The sequence below is a fragment of the Actinospica durhamensis genome, assembly GCF_018139695.1.
In the GTDB taxonomy this organism is placed as follows: domain Bacteria; phylum Actinomycetota; class Actinomycetes; order Streptomycetales; family Catenulisporaceae; genus Actinospica; species Actinospica durhamensis.
In genome coordinates this window covers 22,164-38,094 of the sequence record NZ_JAGSOG010000056.1, presented here as the reverse complement: position 1 = coordinate 38,094, position 15,931 = coordinate 22,164, and the positions used below count along the sequence as shown (strand labels likewise).

Annotated in this window: 11 protein-coding genes and 2 tRNA genes; 1 reads left to right on the top strand and 12 read right to left on the bottom strand. The window is 67.9% G+C overall.

Translation table 11 applies throughout. The features are described from left to right. Nucleotides 1-110 precede the first annotated feature (110 nt). On the bottom strand, nucleotides 111-275 hold the full coding sequence (locus KDL01_RS13955) for a hypothetical protein (RefSeq protein WP_212528885.1): 165 nt from the start codon (nucleotides 273-275) through the stop codon (nucleotides 111-113). 683 nt (nucleotides 276-958) lie between these two features. Continuing rightward, nucleotides 959-3,835 (bottom strand): beta strand repeat-containing protein, encoded by a 2,877-nt coding sequence (locus KDL01_RS13950; protein WP_212528884.1) that lies wholly within the window; start codon nucleotides 3,833-3,835, stop codon nucleotides 959-961. A 481-nt stretch (nucleotides 3,836-4,316) separates the two neighbouring features. Between KDL01_RS13950 and KDL01_RS13945 the strand changes: the two genes are divergently transcribed. Continuing rightward, a protein-coding gene (locus tag KDL01_RS13945; protein ID WP_212528883.1) for an IS5 family transposase occupies nucleotides 4,317-5,137 on the top strand; the annotation gives its coding sequence in 2 pieces (ribosomal slippage) (nucleotides 4,317-4,539 and nucleotides 4,539-5,137; 822 coding nt in all). Between the two features lie 87 nt (nucleotides 5,138-5,224). On the opposite strand, the gene KDL01_RS13940 is transcribed toward KDL01_RS13945, so the two are convergent. From KDL01_RS13940 to dnaN, 10 genes are all read right to left on the bottom strand, one after another. Then, nucleotides 5,225-5,297, bottom strand: a tRNA-Ala gene (locus tag KDL01_RS13940). Nucleotides 5,298-5,355: 58 nt separating this feature from the next. Then, nucleotides 5,356-5,493 carry a DLW-39 family protein gene (locus KDL01_RS13935; RefSeq protein ID WP_212528882.1) on the bottom strand — a complete coding sequence of 46 codons (138 nt, stop codon included), beginning with the start codon at nucleotides 5,491-5,493 and terminating at the stop codon, nucleotides 5,356-5,358. Nucleotides 5,494-5,758: 265 nt separating this feature from the next. Then, nucleotides 5,759-5,832, bottom strand: a tRNA-Ile gene (locus KDL01_RS13930). A gap of 135 nt (nucleotides 5,833-5,967) precedes the next feature. Continuing rightward, complete coding sequence (locus tag KDL01_RS43325) at nucleotides 5,968-6,612, bottom strand: DUF3566 domain-containing protein (protein WP_212528881.1); 645 nt, start codon at nucleotides 6,610-6,612, stop codon at nucleotides 5,968-5,970. 92 nt (nucleotides 6,613-6,704) lie between these two features. Then, nucleotides 6,705-9,215: a DNA gyrase subunit A gene (gene gyrA, locus KDL01_RS13920; protein ID WP_212528893.1), complete on the bottom strand. Its 2,511-nt coding sequence runs from the start codon at nucleotides 9,213-9,215 to the stop codon at nucleotides 6,705-6,707. A gap of 131 nt (nucleotides 9,216-9,346) precedes the next feature. After that, nucleotides 9,347-11,374, bottom strand: coding sequence for a DNA topoisomerase (ATP-hydrolyzing) subunit B (gene gyrB, locus KDL01_RS13915; RefSeq protein WP_212528880.1), 2,028 nt, complete (start codon nucleotides 11,372-11,374; stop codon nucleotides 9,347-9,349). A 266-nt stretch (nucleotides 11,375-11,640) separates the two neighbouring features. Further along, nucleotides 11,641-12,144, bottom strand: a complete 504-nt coding sequence (locus tag KDL01_RS13910; protein ID WP_212528879.1) for a DciA family protein — start codon at nucleotides 12,142-12,144, stop codon at nucleotides 11,641-11,643. Continuing rightward, on the bottom strand, nucleotides 12,141-13,301 hold the full coding sequence (gene recF / locus KDL01_RS13905; protein WP_212528878.1) for a DNA replication/repair protein RecF: 1,161 nt from the start codon (nucleotides 13,299-13,301) through the stop codon (nucleotides 12,141-12,143). Before recF ends, KDL01_RS13910 begins: the two co-directional genes overlap by 4 nt. A 60-nt stretch (nucleotides 13,302-13,361) precedes the next feature. Continuing rightward, nucleotides 13,362-14,276, bottom strand: coding sequence for a phosphogluconate dehydrogenase (NAD(+)-dependent, decarboxylating) (gene gnd / locus KDL01_RS13900; RefSeq protein ID WP_212528877.1), 915 nt, complete (start codon nucleotides 14,274-14,276; stop codon nucleotides 13,362-13,364). Nucleotides 14,277-14,373: 97 nt separating this feature from the next. Further along, nucleotides 14,374-15,513, bottom strand: a complete 1,140-nt coding sequence (gene dnaN / locus KDL01_RS13895; RefSeq protein ID WP_212528876.1) for a DNA polymerase III subunit beta — start codon at nucleotides 15,511-15,513, stop codon at nucleotides 14,374-14,376. Nucleotides 15,514-15,931 lie beyond the last annotated feature (418 nt).

Here is a 15,931-nt window from a genome sequence, read left to right as displayed (position 1 = left end):
GCCTCCGCGCCCGCCGCAACGCCGAACTCGCCCCCGACCACATCGACAACCTCATCGCCGCCCTCATCGAGAACACCAACGAGGCCTGACGCCAGGACCCTGCAACAAGATCAGCGACAGAGCCTGTTCAGCCCCATCACCGTGGCCACAACGCTCACCCCTAAGGCCCCGCTCGAGGTCTCCGTGAGCACGACGCCGAGATTCGGATTGGGCGTCGCCGATGCCTGCGCGACGGCCGGCATCAGCGCGAGCCCGACCGAGCCCGCGACGGCCATTGGTATGAATCTTCTGCGGCGATTCACCGCGTCCTCCCCTGGAGGATCCCCGTCGGCCGACAGACCCGGCTTCCGGGATGAGCCACTGAGAACAAGATCGTACCCACGGCGCAAAATAAGGAGCCTGATAACTTGTCACGGTTCCGCAACAGCCTCCGGACGTGGCCGGGATACGTGCGAGGCGACGAGCTCGTGGTCCGCAACCACCTGGTCCAGCTCGACGCGCTGGCCTCATGGCCTCATGACCTCAAACTCAGCTCGCCACCTACCGGCGCGACAACGCGCTGGCGACACTCTCCGACTGGGCCGACCTGGGCCGACCCAGTCGTCACGAACTTGTCGAGAAGCAGGACGGACGCGCTTGATGACTCCCCGCTGACTCCACCCGAGACACGACCGCTGAATACACGTCAGGCCGCCCCTTTCGAGGCGGCCTGATCTGTGTTTTCGCGCTGTGGAGCCAAGGGGACTTGAACCCCTAACCCCTGCCTTGCAGGCCAATACGGAGCGTTGCCGACCAGTGATCGACATGCCGCCGAGATGGGCGGGGCGTCCGCACGCGTCCGTATACGTCCGCGGCGGAGCGCCCCGGTTGTCACCCAGTTAGTCACCCCGCCTCCCCCGGTTTGGCAGGTCCTGCCAAACCGGGGCGACATGGTGAGCGGTCTGTCAGGCGCTCCAAATCACTGGCTCGAGAAGTAGCCCATGACGTCCGCGAGCACGTCGACTTCCTTCGGCTGCGGTGAACTTCCGCCGTAGTAGAAGTAGACGTCCATCGCCGTGCTGTCGGGGTTGGTGCCGACGAAGGACAGGTTGGCGATCGTCTGGTTCGCGCCGGTCCAGTTGAGCATCGAGGTGCCCGTCAGGTCGGACCAGTTGGCGCCGGCGGAGAGGTAGCCGGAGGCCTGGGTGTTCGTCACAGTCGTGTTGAAGACGTACGACACGGAAGCGGTCGACGGGGACGGGGTTCCGTCCAAGCCCGCCATGTTCAGGTACTTGTCGCTGTTCTGCCCGACATGGCCGCCTCCGACGGAGCCGAGTTGCCGGGTGTCGAGCACGCGTTGCGGGGTGACCGGGACGTAGACGGAGTCGCCGGCCTTGTTCGTGAAGTAGCCCGTGATGTCCACGAGCACGTCAGCGCTGCCGCCGTCGGCACTCCCGTTGTGGATGTCGATCTTGCCGTCGGCGCCGACGGGGACGATCGCGCCGGCCGCGTGGGTGGTGGTGCCCTGCCAGTCCACGGTCGAGGCGTTGGGGATGGTCGCGCCCGGAGCATCGGGGAAGGCGGTGAGGTAGCCGGCGCCCGTGGTCGCGACCTCGGTCAGGTTGACCGTCACGGCGGTCACGCCGGTCGCCGGGATCGGGGTGTGCGGTGCTCCCGCGATCGTCAGCACGTCAGTCTTGCCGGCGGCCAGACGGCCCTTGCCGACGCCGAGGCCAGAGCGGGTGTCCATGACACGCAGGCCCACTCCGGTCGAGACGTACTCGGATCCCGAGGACACGGGCGCGAAGTAGCCACTGACGTCGCCGATCAGGTTGACCGTCGTCGACGTGCGAGTGCTGGCGTTCGACAGCGTTACCGTGCCGTCGGCCGCGACCGGGACGATCACTCCGTTGCTGTAGATCGCGCCACCCACGTAGTTCAGGGTGGACGTGCCGGTGTTGCCGCCCGCGCTGGCGCGGATGTATCCGTTACCGGTCGCGCCGACCTCGGTGAGGTTGAGATCGACGGCCGTGACGTCGGCTGGGATCCCGTCGACCCCCGCGACCTTGAGCTTGACCGAACCGTCGTCCACGAATTGGCTCGACGTACCGCCGAGGCCCGAGCGGGTGTCGAGCAGGCGCTTCGGCCCGAACGGGGTGAAGTCGTTGCCTGCGGTGGTGAAGGTCTGGGTCACGGTCTTCGTGTCGCCGCCGGAGTCGCCCAGGGTTGCGGTGACGGTGTACGTGCCGGGCGAGCCGTACGTGTGCTGGTCGCTACCGCCGTCGAGCAGGTTCTGGACGGGCGAGCCGTCGCCGAAGTCGATCGTGTCGGTGGTGATGGGCCAGTCTGTGGTCAGGTGAGGGACGGCCTGCACGCCGAGCGCGCCAACCGGGGCCTGCGACATCTGTGCGGAGACGACGACCGGCGCGAGCACCTGGATCGAGAAATGGCCGGTGTAGGTGGCACCGTAGTCGCTGGTGTCGGTGATGGACACCGCATACGTGCCCGGATTCGCGAAGGCGTGGGGGTAAGTCGGATCGGCCGTCGTCTCGTTCGGCGTGCCATCGCCGAAGTCGTACGTGTAGGTGTACGTGGCATTGGCCCAGTTGCTCGTCACCGGCTGTGCGGTGAGCGTGGCCGTCGCGCCAGCCGGGACCGTGCCCTGATTCGTCGAGGTCCCCTGGGTGAGTGCCTCGGTGAACTGGAACGCGCCTCGGTCATAGCCGGGCTTCGAGCCGCCGCCGGTCTCCGGCACGTTCGGGTCGTCGATGCGCGGCTGGTAGAGGATGTCCGTGGGCAGTTCGCCCGGTGCGTCGGAGTTCGCGGCGTTAATCGTCGGAGCCGATTCGTTCTCGGGTACCCCGGTCGTGGTGGTCAGCGGGTCCGCGATGGAGTCGCCTGCGCCCTGGCCTGTCGCCGCTGTGAACGCGGCGGGGGTGCTGTAGGGCGTGCCGGCCCAGGAGTAGATCCCGGGTGCGGAGTTCGAATTCGGGTAGATCGTGTTGTGGCTCTCGGTGGCGTCGACCGCGTCGGCGGCAGACTGCAACGAGATTCCGACCGTGTTCGCGTTCGAGCACTGTGGCTCAGTCGAATTGCTCCCGACGGTCATGACTACGTTGTTCTCGATCGTCGCGCCCGAAGCAATGCCATTGGCGTCGTCGCCGACCGAGATGCCCGAACCGCAATAGTTCGTCACCGTATTGCTTGTGACATCAACACCGGCCGAGCCGAGGACCTCGATGCCGGCAGAGGGGCCGTGCCCGCTGACGTCGTTGGTGGTGACGATGTTTCCGGTACCGCTGGCGTCCACAAGGATCGCGGGCGTTGAGGCGGTCATGGCATTGGCGCCGTCGCGGCTGAGGGTCACGTCCGAGGAGGTTCCGGAGATGGTGTACGCGGGCCTACCCTCGTCGTCCGTCGAGTAGGCAACGTCGTGATCCAGCGTGATGTGCGAGGAGTTGTCGATTAAGACCTGCCCGCCGACGCTATAGGCTCCGAAGCGGAGGCCCACGATATCGACGTACGAGGCTCCTGTGACATCGAGTCGATAGCCGTTCGTGTCCACGGTTGGCGCGGCCACGTAGGTTAGCCACGAGGAGACCGAGGGATTCTGTGCCTCGAAGGTGATCGGCGCGGTGGCAGTGCCCGAGGCGCTGATGTAGACCTCGCCGTTGTATGACCCAGGCGCGATAAGCACCGTGTCACCCGGAACGGTCGCGACCGAAGCGGCTTGCACGATGGAGCAGAACGGAACCGCCTGCGTGCCGGGACCGGTGTCCGAACAGGCGCTCGACTTGTCGTTCACGTAGTACGTCGCAGGCGTGGACGAGTCTGCGTGTGCTGCCAGCGGAGTCATGCTGACAAGGGCTATCGAGAGCGCGGCCGGCACAGCGAGCGTGCGTTTACCCACCATACCCCCCCATAGGTATCAAAGGATTTGTGGGACATGAGCTGATGCACATGGCCAGATTCAGCGGCACTCTACTCCCCCTGATGTGACTGGTCATCAGCCAGCCATCCCGGCTCACGTGCAGCAAGCGCGTTTCGCCGCGCCCGTACGAACCATCGATGAACGCCGCAACGAGACTTCACCTCCCAAAGCCGATCCGACGACCGGACGACCAGCGATCCACCACTCGCCTAGCTGCGTCGATCGTCCGTGCGCGTCCGCACGTGTCCGGCGTGGCGCGCTGCGGTTGCCACTCAATTAGTTACCCGGCCGCCCCCGGCTAGCGTGTCCTACCGAATCCGGGGGCGACTTAGAACCGCTAACGCATACGGGGTGAACTGGTCCTGATTCGTGTGACGGCAGGTGGTGGGTCTGCTGTGGTGGAGGTATGCCCTCTCGCCCGCGGCCGTGGATCGTGACGGATGATCTGTGGCGTCGTGTCGCGCCGTTGTTGCCGGAGCATCCGGTGCGCGCGGACGGTCGGGGCCGGCCGTGGCGCGACGATCGCAGGGCGCTGTGCGGGATCTTGTTCGTACTCCACACCGGATTGCCGTGGGAGTGGCTGCCGCAGGAGCTCGGCTACGGATCCGGCATGACGTGCTGGCGGCGGCTCGGGACTGGCAGGCCGCCGGGGTGTGGGACCGGCTGCACCGGCTGCTGCTCGAGGAGCTGCACCAGGCCGGGCATATCGACTGGGAGCGTGCCGCGGTGGACGGCTCGCACGTACGGGCGATGGGCGGGGGTGAGCACACCGGGCCGAGCCCGGTTGATAGAGCCCGCCCCGGCTCGAAACACCACCTGATCGTGGAGGGCCGGGGCATCCCGCTCAGCGTGAGCCTGACCGGCGGCAACCGGCACGACAGCACCCAGCTGTTCCCGCTGCTCGGCGCGATACCCCGGATCCGCGCGGGCGGGCGGGGACGACCGCGCAGCAGACCCAAAACCCTGTTCGCCGATCGGGGCTACGACTACCCGGTCGTGCGCCGCCGGCTCTGGCGCCGAGGGATCCAGCCGAAGATCGCGAAGCGAGGCGTGCCGCACGGATCCGGCTTAGGCAAGGTCCGCTACGTCGTCGAGCGCACCTTCGCCTGGCTCCACGGCATGCGCCGCCTGCGCACCCGCTACGAACGCCGCACCGACATCCACGAAGCCTTCCTCAAGCTCGGCGTATGCATCATCGCACTACGACACGTGATCCGACTGCGTTAGCGGTTGTTGGTCACTCAGTTAGCTACTCAGACGAGTCAGGGCCGTACGCCTATTGATAGCGTACGGCCCTGACCTGCTATTTCACTGTGGAGCCAAGGGGACTTGAACCCCTAACCCCTGCCTTGCAAAGGCAGTGCTCTGCCAATTGAGCTATGGCCCCGGGCATCGCGCCGCGTACCCGGAGGTCGCGGCGCGGGGAGATCGCGTGGCGGCGGGATTCAGCCGCGGCTGGCGGCGGGCACCGGGTCGGTGGCCTCGGTCCACAGGTCCTGCTCGGACTTGTCGGCCGCCTTGACCTGCTTGTAGACCAGGAAACCGCCAGCGGCGACCAGACCCAGCAGAAGCAGCTTCTTCATCGGACCCAAACCTCTCACTAGGGAAGCGGCCCTCCCCGCTGTGGGGATCGGGCTGATAAAGCCACGGACTCGAGTGGAGTACACGCACCCGAATTCCGACTCTCCAACCGACGTGCAGTTTAGCACGCGGGGCGACCGCCGGTTCTTGTTTCCTGCCATACCGGACGGCCTGACGGTTCTCCGCCGCCGTGTGCATTTCGGACGCACTCGACGGCCGGTAAACGCGAACAGCCCGGTCGGGGACCGGGCCGTTTCGGAGAACCTGTGGACCTAGGTGGACTTGAACCACCGACCTCTTCCTTATCAGGGAAGCGCTCTAACCAACTGAGCTATAGGTCCATCACGCCCTCACGGGCGCTAGAAGAGAGTACCGCACTCGACGGGGTGTTCCCAAACCGGTTCCCGTCGATCGGCTGGTGTGAACGCACGGCCCGCACGTTCACGCCCGCCATCTGGATCAGGTGGTGCGCACGCTCACTGGTCCTCGGCCAGTGTCACCTCGAGGCCGCCGACGAAGCCGGAGGAGAGATTGTAGAGGTACGCGGCCAGCGTGGCCAGCGCGGTCACCAGGACCACGTCCACCACCGCCACGATGAGCATGTAGAACTCGACCCGGGTGAAGGAGAGCACCGCGGAGAGGTTGAACGTGCTGGCGGAGCCGCTGCTGCCGCTGCTGGTCAGGTCCCCGACGGTCTTGTTCAGCGAGGAGAACACGCCGAGGCCGTTGAGCACCTCCCAGACCACCGCGGTGCCCACCAGGGTGACGATGCCGAGCGCGATCGAGAGCACGAAGGAGACCTTCATCACCGACCACGGGTCCACCCGCGCCACCCGGAGCCTGGCCTTGCGCACCCGGACCTGCGAACCGACCGGACGTGCCGAGGCCGCGCCGCGCGCGGTCGCGCTGGAGGCCGTCTGCACGCCGGCGGCCATGGCGCTGCCGACGCGGCCCAGGGCCCGGCCGAGGCCGGAGACCTGGGGAGCACTCTGGCTCTGGCCGGGGTTCAGCGGCGCCGCGGGCGCTACGGAGTCCATCGGGGTCGAGCCGGGCTGGGCGGAGACGCCGTAGCCTCGGCCGCCGCCGGGACGGCCGCCCGCCGGGTTGACGCTGTCGCTCACGCCTCAAAGCCCTTTCATCGCCGGATTCAGCCCGGCGCGGTCCCCCGCGCCGGGCTGCTAAATCCACGAACTGGTAGAACGCAATCTACCCGTCACAACTCGGACTCGGGTGCAGCGGCGGGTCCCGATTCCGTCACCGTTGACTCACTCGGGTTAACCGCGGCCTCCGGCTCCACGCCTTCACCGGGCACCACGTCCTCCTCGACGTCGACCGGGTCCGCGTTTCGGGCGATGGCCACGACGGCGTCCTTCTTGCCGATGTGGATCAGCTGCACGCCCATCGTGTCGCGGCCGGTCTCGCGCACTTCGGCGACCCGGGTGCGGATCACGCCGCCGATCTGGGTGATGGCCAGGACCTCGTCGTTCTCCTCCACGATCAGCGCGCCGACCAGGCCGCCGCGCTCGTCGATCGTCTTGGCCGCGATGACCCCGAGCCCGGCCCGGCCGCGCAGCGGGTACTTCTCCACCGCGGTGCGCTTGCCGTAGCCGCGGTCGGTCACGGTGAACACGAAGGTGTTCTCCTTGACCACGCTCATCGACAGCAGCTCGTCGTCCTCGCGGAACTTCATGCCGATGACGCCGGAGGTGGCCCGGCCCATCGGGCGCAGCGACTCGTCCGTGGCGGTGAACCGGATCGCCTGCGCCTGCTTGCTCACCAGCAGCAGGTCGTCCTCGGCGGAGCACAGCTCGGCCGAGACCAGCTCGTCGTCCTCGCGCAGGTTGATCGCGATGACGCCGGCCGAGCGCGGCGAGTCGTAGTCCTTCAGCGGGGTCTTCTTCACCAGGCCCTTCTTGGTGGCCAGCACCAGGAAGGGGGAGACCTCGTAGTCGCGCAGGTCGAGCACCTGGGCGATCTGCTCGTCCGGCTGGAAGGCGAGCAGGTTGGCCACGTGCTGGCCGCGGGCGTCACGCCCGGAGTCCGGCAGCTCGTAGGCCTTCACCCGGTAGACCCGGCCCTTGTTCGTGAAGAACAGGATCCAGTGGTGCGTGGTGGTGGTGAAGAAGTGGTCGACGATGTCGTCCTGCTTGAGCGCCGCGCCGCGCACGCCCTTGCCGCCGCGCTTCTGCGAGCGGTACTGGTCGGTCTTGGTCCGCTTGGCGTAGCCGCCGCGGGTGATGGTGACGACGATGTCCTCTTCGGCGATCAGGTCCTCGATGGACATGTCGCCCTCGAACGGCACGATCTCGGTGCGCCGCTCGTCGCCGTAGCGCTCGACGATGGCCCCGAGCTCGTCCGAGACGATCTGCCGCTGCCGCTCCGGCGAGGCCAGGATGGCCTGGTACTCGGCGATGCGCACCATCAGCTCGTCGTGCTCGTCGCTGATCCGCTGCCGCTCCAGGGCGGCCAGGCGGCGCAGCTGCATCTCGAGGATCGCGTTGGCCTGCACCTCGTCGATCTCGAGCAGGCCCATCAGGCCCACCCGGGCCGCCTCGGTGGTGTCACTGCGCCGGATCAGCGCGATGACCTCCTCGATCGAGTCCAGCGCCTTGAGCAGCGCGATCAGGATGTGCGCGCGCTCCTGGGCCTTGCGCAGCCGGAACCGGGTGCGCCGGACGATGACCTCGATCTGGTGCTCGACCCAGTGCCGGATGAAGGCGTCGAGGCTCAGCGTGCGCGGCACGCCGTCGACCATCGCCAGCATGTTGGCGCCGAAGGAGTCCTGCAGCTGGGTGTGCTTGTAGAGGTTGTTGAGCACGACCTTCGCCACGGCGTCGCGCTTGAGCACGATCACCAGGCGCTGGCCGGTGCGCGAGGAGGACTCGTCGCGCACGTCCGCGATGCCCTGGATCTTGCCGTCCTTGACCAGGTCGGCGATCTTCGAGGCCAGGTTGTCCGGGTTGACCTGGTAGGGCAGCTCGGTGACGACCAGGCAGGCGCGGTTCTGGATCTCCTCGACGTTGACCACGGCGCGCATGATGATCGAGCCGCGGCCGGTGCGGTAGGCCTCCTCGATGCCGCGCCGGCCCATGATCCGGGCCCCGGTCGGGAAGTCCGGGCCCTTGATCCGCTCGAGCAGCGCCTCGAGCAGCTCGGCCGGGGTCGCCTCGTGGTTGCGCAGGTACCACTGCGCGCCCTCGGCCACCTCCCGCAGGTTGTGCATGGGGATGTTGGTGGCCATGCCGACCGCGATCCCCGAGGAGCCGTTGACCAGCAGGTTCGGGAAGCGCGCGGGCAGGATGGTGGGTTCCTGGGAGCGGCCGTCGTAGTTCGCCTGGAAGTTGACGGTCTCCTCGTCGATGTCCCGGAGCATCTCCATGGCCAGCGGCGCGAGCTTGCACTCGGTGTAGCGCATGGCGGCGGCCGGGTCGTTGCCGGGGGAGCCGAAGTTGCCGTTGCCGTCCACCAGCGGCATCCGCAGCGCCCAGGGCTGGGCCAGGCGCACCAGGGTGTCGTAGATGGCCGTGTCGCCGTGCGGGTGGTAGACACCCATGACCTCGCCGACCACGCGGGCGCACTTGAAGTACCCGCGGTCCGGCCGGTACCCGCCGTCGTACATGGCGTACAGGACGCGGCGGTGCACGGGCTTGAGGCCGTCGCGCACCTCGGGCAGCGCGCGCCCGACGATGACCGCCATCGAGTAGTCCAGGTACGACCGCTGCATCTCGGTGAGCAGGTCCACGACCTCGATGCGGTCGTACTGGGGCTCTGCCACGTCCTGAGCGGTATTGATCTCGTCAGCCACGAGGGCTATGTCCTTTCGCCTTGCGGTGCCACTGGTCGGGCGGAGTCGGATCAGATGTCGAGGAAGCGCACGTCCTTGGCATTGCGCTGGATGAACGCGCGGCGGGCCTCGACGTCTTCGCCCATCAGGATCGAGAACAGCTCGTCCGCCTGGGCCGCGTCGTCGAGGGTCACCTGGCGCAGGATCCGGTGGTCGCGGTCCATGGTGGTCACCCGCAGCTCCTCGGCGTTCATCTCGCCCAGGCCCTTGAAGCGCTGGATGTTGTCGTCCCTGACCCGGCGCCCGGCCGCGACGCCCTGGGACACCAGCGCGTCACGCTCGGCGTCGGAGTACGCGTAGGAGAAGTCGGAGTTGCTCCACTTCACCTTGTACAGCGGCGGCGCGGCGAGGTAGACGTGCCCGGCCTCGACCAGCGGCTTCATGAAGCGGAACAGGAAGGTCAGCAGCAGCGTGTTGATGTGCTGGCCGTCCACGTCGGCGTCGGCCATCAGCACGATCTTGTGATAGCGCAGCCTGCTGATGTCGAAGTCGTCGTGGATTCCGGTGCCCAGGGCCGAGATCAGCCCCTGCACCTCGGTGTTCTGCAGGACCTTGTCGATCCTGGCCTTCTCCACGTTCAGGATCTTGCCGCGGATGGGCATGATCGCCTGGGTCCGCGGGTCCCGGCCCTGCTTGGCCGAGCCGCCGGCGGAGTCGCCCTCGACCACGAAGATCTCGCACTCCACCGGATTCGTGGACTGGCAGTCGGCCAGCTTGCCCGGCAGCGACATCGACTCGAGCAGGCCCTTGCGGCGGGTCAGCTCACGCGCCTTGCGGGCGGCCATGCGGGCGAAGGAGGCCTGGATCGCCTTGCGCACGATCTCCTTGGCCTCGTTCGGGTTCCGGTCGAACCAGTCGGCCATCGACTCGTAGGTGATCTTCTGCACGAAGGTGCGCGCCTCGGTGTTGCCGAGCTTGGCCTTGGTCTGGCCCTCGAACTGCGGCTCGCCGAGCTTGACCGAGACGATCGCGACCAGGCCCTCGCGGATGTCCTCGCCGGAGAGGTTGTCGTCCTTCTCCTTGAGCAGCTGCTTGTCCTTGGCGTAGCGGTTGACCACGTTCGTCAGCGCCGAGCGGAAGCCCTCTTCGTGCGTGCCGCCGTCCGGGGTCTGGATGACGTTCGCGAAGGTGTACACGCTCTCGCTGTACTGGTTGTTCCACTGCAGCGCGATCTCCGCGGAGATCTTGCGCTCCTTGTCCTCCGACCCGAACTCGATCACCTGCGGGTGCACCAGTTCGCCCTTGGCGGCGTTGAGGTGCTTGACGAAGTCGGAGATGCCGCCGTCGTACTTGTAGTGGACCGAACGGGAGTTGCCCTCCTCGTCCTTGTACTCGGGGCGCTCGTCGAGCAGCGCGATGGACACGCCCCGGTTGAGGAAGGCCATCTCCTGGAAGCGGCGGGAGAGGGTCTCGAAGTTGTAGGTGGTGGTCTCGAAGATCTCGTCGTCGGCCCAGAAGGTGACGGTGGTCCCGGTGTCGGCGACCGGCTCGCCCTTGTGCAGCGGGGCGGTGGGCACGCCGCGCAGGTACTCCTGCGTCCACAGGCTGCCCTCGGTCTTGACCGCGACGGTCAGCCGGGTGGACAGGGCGTTGACCACGGAGGAGCCGACGCCGTGCAGACCGCCGGAGACGGCGTAACCGCCGCCGCCGAACTTGCCGCCGGCGTGCAGCACGGTGAGCACGACCTCGACGGCCGGCTTGTCCTGACCGGGCACGATGCCGACCGGGATGCCGCGGCCGTTGTCCTCGACACTCACGCCGCCGTCGCCGCGCAGGGTCACCACGATGTGGTCGCAGTAGCCGGCCAGCGCCTCGTCCACCGCGTTGTCCACGATCTCCTGCACCAGGTGGTGCAGGCCGCGCTCGCCGGTGGAGCCGATGTACATGCCGGGACGCTTGCGGACTGCCTCGAGGCCCTCGAGTACGTTGATCGCACTGGCGTCGTATTTCGCCTCGACCCTGGATGTGGTGGCGGTGCCCGAGACCGGGGTGGCGCTGTTCTTCTCTGATTCGGACTGCGGGTTTTCGCTGTTTTCCACGGACGCGGGACCCTTTCTCGGGCGGCATCGGCCTCCGATCCGGCCGGGAAGGCCAGGCGGAGACCGCAAGCAGGCGTGATGTGACCACGCGACGACACAGCGGCGTCGCACCCCGCCGAAGCGGAACACGACGGCCGCCGAAAGCTATGTTCCATTCTACCGGTTCCGAGGGGCCGGAAGCGCGATACGCGGCGGAAAGGCGGTTCTCAAGCCTTCACCCCTGGCGTCGGTATCCCTACACCTGTGTGGGGTCGAGACGGCTCAGCTCAACGGAAGCCGCCGAAGCCCATGCGGGGCCGGGCCGGACCGAGGACATTGATCCGCTTGACCGCGCCGCCCTCAGCGGTCCGCGGCAGCGACTCGTTCAACCGGCTCGTGAGCTGCGGCGAAAGGTTGCGCATCTCCACCGCCCAGGCCGAGGAGTCGGCCTGGATGGTCAGCACGCCCTCGTCGAAGGAGACCGGGGCGCAGTGCTCTGCGATCCGCTCCCCCACCACCTCGGCCCAGTTGTGCACGACGCCGCCCACGGCCACCGGCGTCTCCCAGCCGTGTTCGGCCATCAGCCGGCCGATGGTCGCCTGCAGCGTCTGCGGATCCCGGTCGTCCGCTCGGGATCCGGAGCGCTTCTGCGCCCCGGCCCGGCGCGCGGCGGCCCCGCGCAGCGGCCGGTTCTGCTCCAGTTCCCTGGCCCTGGCCCGCGCCGCGGCCAGGGCCGCGCGCGCCAGGTCCACACCCGCGGAGGGGTTCTGGCCCTTGTCCGAGTCGTTCATCGCATCCGCTCCGCGGTCCCGTCGCCGACCTGGTAGCGCGTTCCGAGCAGGCTCTGCGGCACGTCCTGTTCGACCGCGGCCGTGATCAGCACCTGTTCCGCGGACGCGGCGACGGTGGCGAGGTGGGAGCGGCGGGTGGAGTCGAGCTCGGCGAAGACGTCGTCCAGGATCAGCACGGGCTCGAGGGATTCGGCGCGCAGCAGCTCGAACGCGGCGAGCTTGGCGCTGAGCGCGAAGGACCAGGATTCCCCGTGGCTGGCGAAGGATTTGGCGAGCACCGGGCCGTGTCCGTGGTCGATCAGCAGGGCGAGTTCGTCGCGGTGCGGACCCACCAGGGTCATGCCGCGGTCGATCTCCTCTTTGCGTCCGGCCGCGAGCGCCGCGGCCAGTTCGCCGAACAGCTCGTCCTCGGTCGGAATCGCGGACTGTTCTCCCCAGGCTGTGGACGGAGTGAACGAGGGCCGGTACTCCAGCGAGGCCTCGTCGCGACCCGCGATGGCGCCGTATCCCTTGCCCACCAACGGATTGAGCACCTCGATCAGGGCGAGGCGTCCGCCGAGCAGTTGCGCCCCGGCCCGGGCGAGGTGCTCGTCCCACAGGTCGAGGGTGGACAGATCCACCTGACCGCCGCGCTGGGCCCGGCGCATCTGTGCCGCGCTGCGCAGCAGGGCATTGCGTTGCTTGAGCGCCCGCTCGTAGTCGGCCCGCACGGCGGCGTAACGCGGCGCGCGGTTGACGAGCAGGTCGTCGAGGAACTGGCGGCGCTGCGCCGGATCCCCCTTCACCAGCGCCAGATCCTCCGGCGCGAACAGCACCGTGCGCAGGTAGCCGAGCGCGTCGCGGGCGCGGGAGACGGCGTTGCGGTTGACCCGGGCCCGGTTCGCCCGCCCCGGGTTGATCTCCAGCTCGAGCAGAGCACTGCGATCCCCGTTGCGCACCAGCGCCCGCACCACCGCGCGCTGCGTGCCGATCCGCACCAGCGGAAGGTCCTGCGCGACCCGGTGGCTGCCGTGGGTGGCCAGATAGCCCACGGCCTCGACGATGTTGGTCTTGCCGTGCCCGTTCGGTCCCAGCAGAACACAGACGCCGGGCTCGAACTCGAGCTCGAGCCCGGCGTAGCTTCGGAAGTCGACCAGCGACAACTGCTGAAGCTGCACAACCATCCTTGCCGTCTGTGTGGTGCCTGCCGCGCTGGGCGCAAAGGCGGGTTCCTCGGGTCAGTTACCCGGGGCCTTGTGCTCCTTGGCCGTGTGGCCTGAGGCGTCGGTGACCGCGTGGCCGCCGAACTGGTTGCGCAGCGCGGCGATCATCTTCATCGCGGGCGAGTCCTCCTGGCGGGAGGAGAAGCGGGCGAAGAGCGAGGCGGTGATCGCGGGCAGCGGCACCGCGTGGTCGATCGCGGCCTCCACGGTCCACCGGCCCTCGCCGGAGTCGTCGGCGTAGCCGCGCAGGGCCTCGAGGTGCTCGTCGTCGTCGAGGGCGTTGACGGCCAGGTCGAGCAGCCAGGAACGGATGACCGTGCCCTCCTTCCAGCTACGGAAGACCTCGTGCACGTCGGTGACCTCGGGCACGGCCTCGAGCAGCTCCCAGCCCTCGGCGTAGGCCTGCATCATGGCGTACTCGATGCCGTTGTGGACCATCTTGGCGAAGTGCCCGGCGCCGGCGGAGCCGGCGTGCACGAAGCCGTAGTCGCCCGCGGGCTTGAGCGCGTCGAAGATCGGCTGGACCTTCGCGACGTCCTCGGCCTTGCCGCCCACCATCAGCGCGTAGCCGTTCTGCAGGCCCCACACGCCGCCGCTCACGCCCGCGTCGACGAAGCCGATGCCCTTGAAGGCCAGCTGCTCGGCGTGGCGCTTGTCGTCGGTCCAGCGCGAGTTGCCGCCGTCGATCACCAGGTCGCCGGGCGAGAGCAGGTCGCCGAGCTCGTCCACGGTGGACTGGGTCGGCGCGCCGGCCGGAACCATGATCCACACCACCCGCGGGGCGCTGAGCGTCTCGACCAGTTCCTTGAGCGAGCCGACGTCGGCCAGATCGGGATTGCGGTCGTAGCCCACGACGGTGTGGCCGGCCTGGCGGATGCGCTCGCGCATGTTTCCGCCCATCTTGCCGAGGCCGATGAGTCCGAGCTCCATCAGAAGCCCACCCTTCTTGATTCGTCTACGTCAGACGTCCGCACACTGTGTCTCTGGCAAAACCGTATCGCGCCCGCCCTGCGGCTGCGTGCCGTGCTCAGCCGGTCAGGCGGATCGGCATGACCAGGTAGCGGTAGGCGGGATCGGGCTCGGCGTCCACGGCCGGCCTCCCGGTCAGGACGGCGGGCTTGGTCGAGGTGGTGTACGACAGCTGGGTGAACGGGGCGTCGAGCGCGCTCAGGCCCTCGAGCAGGTAGCCGGGGTTGAAGGCGAGCGAGATGTCTTCGCCCTCGAACACCGCGTCCATGGTCTCACTCGCCCGGGCCTCGTCGCCGGTGCCGGCCTCGAGGGTGACCTGGCCGGTGGAGAAGGCCAGCCGCACCGGGGTGTTGCGCTCGGCGACCAGGGCGACGCGCTTGACCGCCTCGATCAGCGCCGCGGTGTCTATCACGGCCTCGCCGGCGAACTCGCTCGGGAAGATCGAGTTGTACTTGATGAACTCGCCCTCGAGCAGCCGGGTGGTGGTGCGCTTGCCGGCCGCCTCGATGCCGATCAGGCCCTGGCCCGCCTCGTCCTTGTCGGTGCCGGACAGGGCGAGGGTGACCCACTCGCCGCCGGTCAGGGAGCGGGCGATCTCGTGCAGGGTGCGCGCGGGCACCAGCGCCACCGCATCCAGCTCCGGGGTCTCCGGCTTCCACAGGATCTCGCGCACGGCCAGCCGGTAGCGGTCGGTGGCGACCAGGCGCAGGGTGTCCCCGCTGATCTCCACCCGCACGCCGGTCAGGAACGGCAGGGTGTCGTCCTTGCCCGCGGCGACGGCGACCTGGGCCACGGCGGCGGCGAAGGTGTTGGCGGCGATGCTGCCCGCGGCCTTCGGCATCTGCGGCAGGGCCGGGTACTCGTCCACCGGCATGGTCTGCAGGGTGAACCGGGAGCTGCCGCACACCAGCTGCACCTTGGAGCCGTCGGTGCTGAACTCCACCGGGCGGTTCGGCAGTGCCTTGGCGATGTCGGCGAGCAGCTTGCCGGACACCAGCACGGTGCCCTCCTGCTCGACCTGCGCGGCGAGCTGGGAGCGGGAGGAGACCTCGTAGTCGAACCCGCTGATGACCAGTTCCTCGCCGGCCGCGCTCAGCATCAGGCCGGCCAGCACCGGCGCCTGGGGGCGCGCCGGGAGGGACTTGGCGGTCCAGGCGACCGCCTCGGCCAGGACGTCTCGTTCCACCCGGAACTTCACCGCTGATCCGCCTCCACTGCTCGTCCGCTTCGGACTCTCGACTGCTTCGCTGAAGGATAGCGCTTCGGTCGGACAGATGGAGATTGGACTTCTGAAGATCCATCAAGGTTATCCACAGAAATGTGCGCGGACTACGGGCTTTCTGTATCCATCGGAACATTTCTTGGGTAGTAGTAGTAGGGGCTGTGGATACTGTGGAAAAGGGGTCTTTCCGCAGCTCAGCCCGGAAATTTTTGTACACAGGGACTGTGTGTAAGTTGGGGATGAATCGCGATCATCTGTGGATGACGAGAAGTTTTCCCCACGCCGTCCACAGGTCGGCTTAACTTGTGCACATGTTTTCCCCAGAATGATCACCAGGCCTGGGGAAAAGATTCTCACCCGATTCGGTGACTCGTCCACAGAGTGCGCCCGTTCT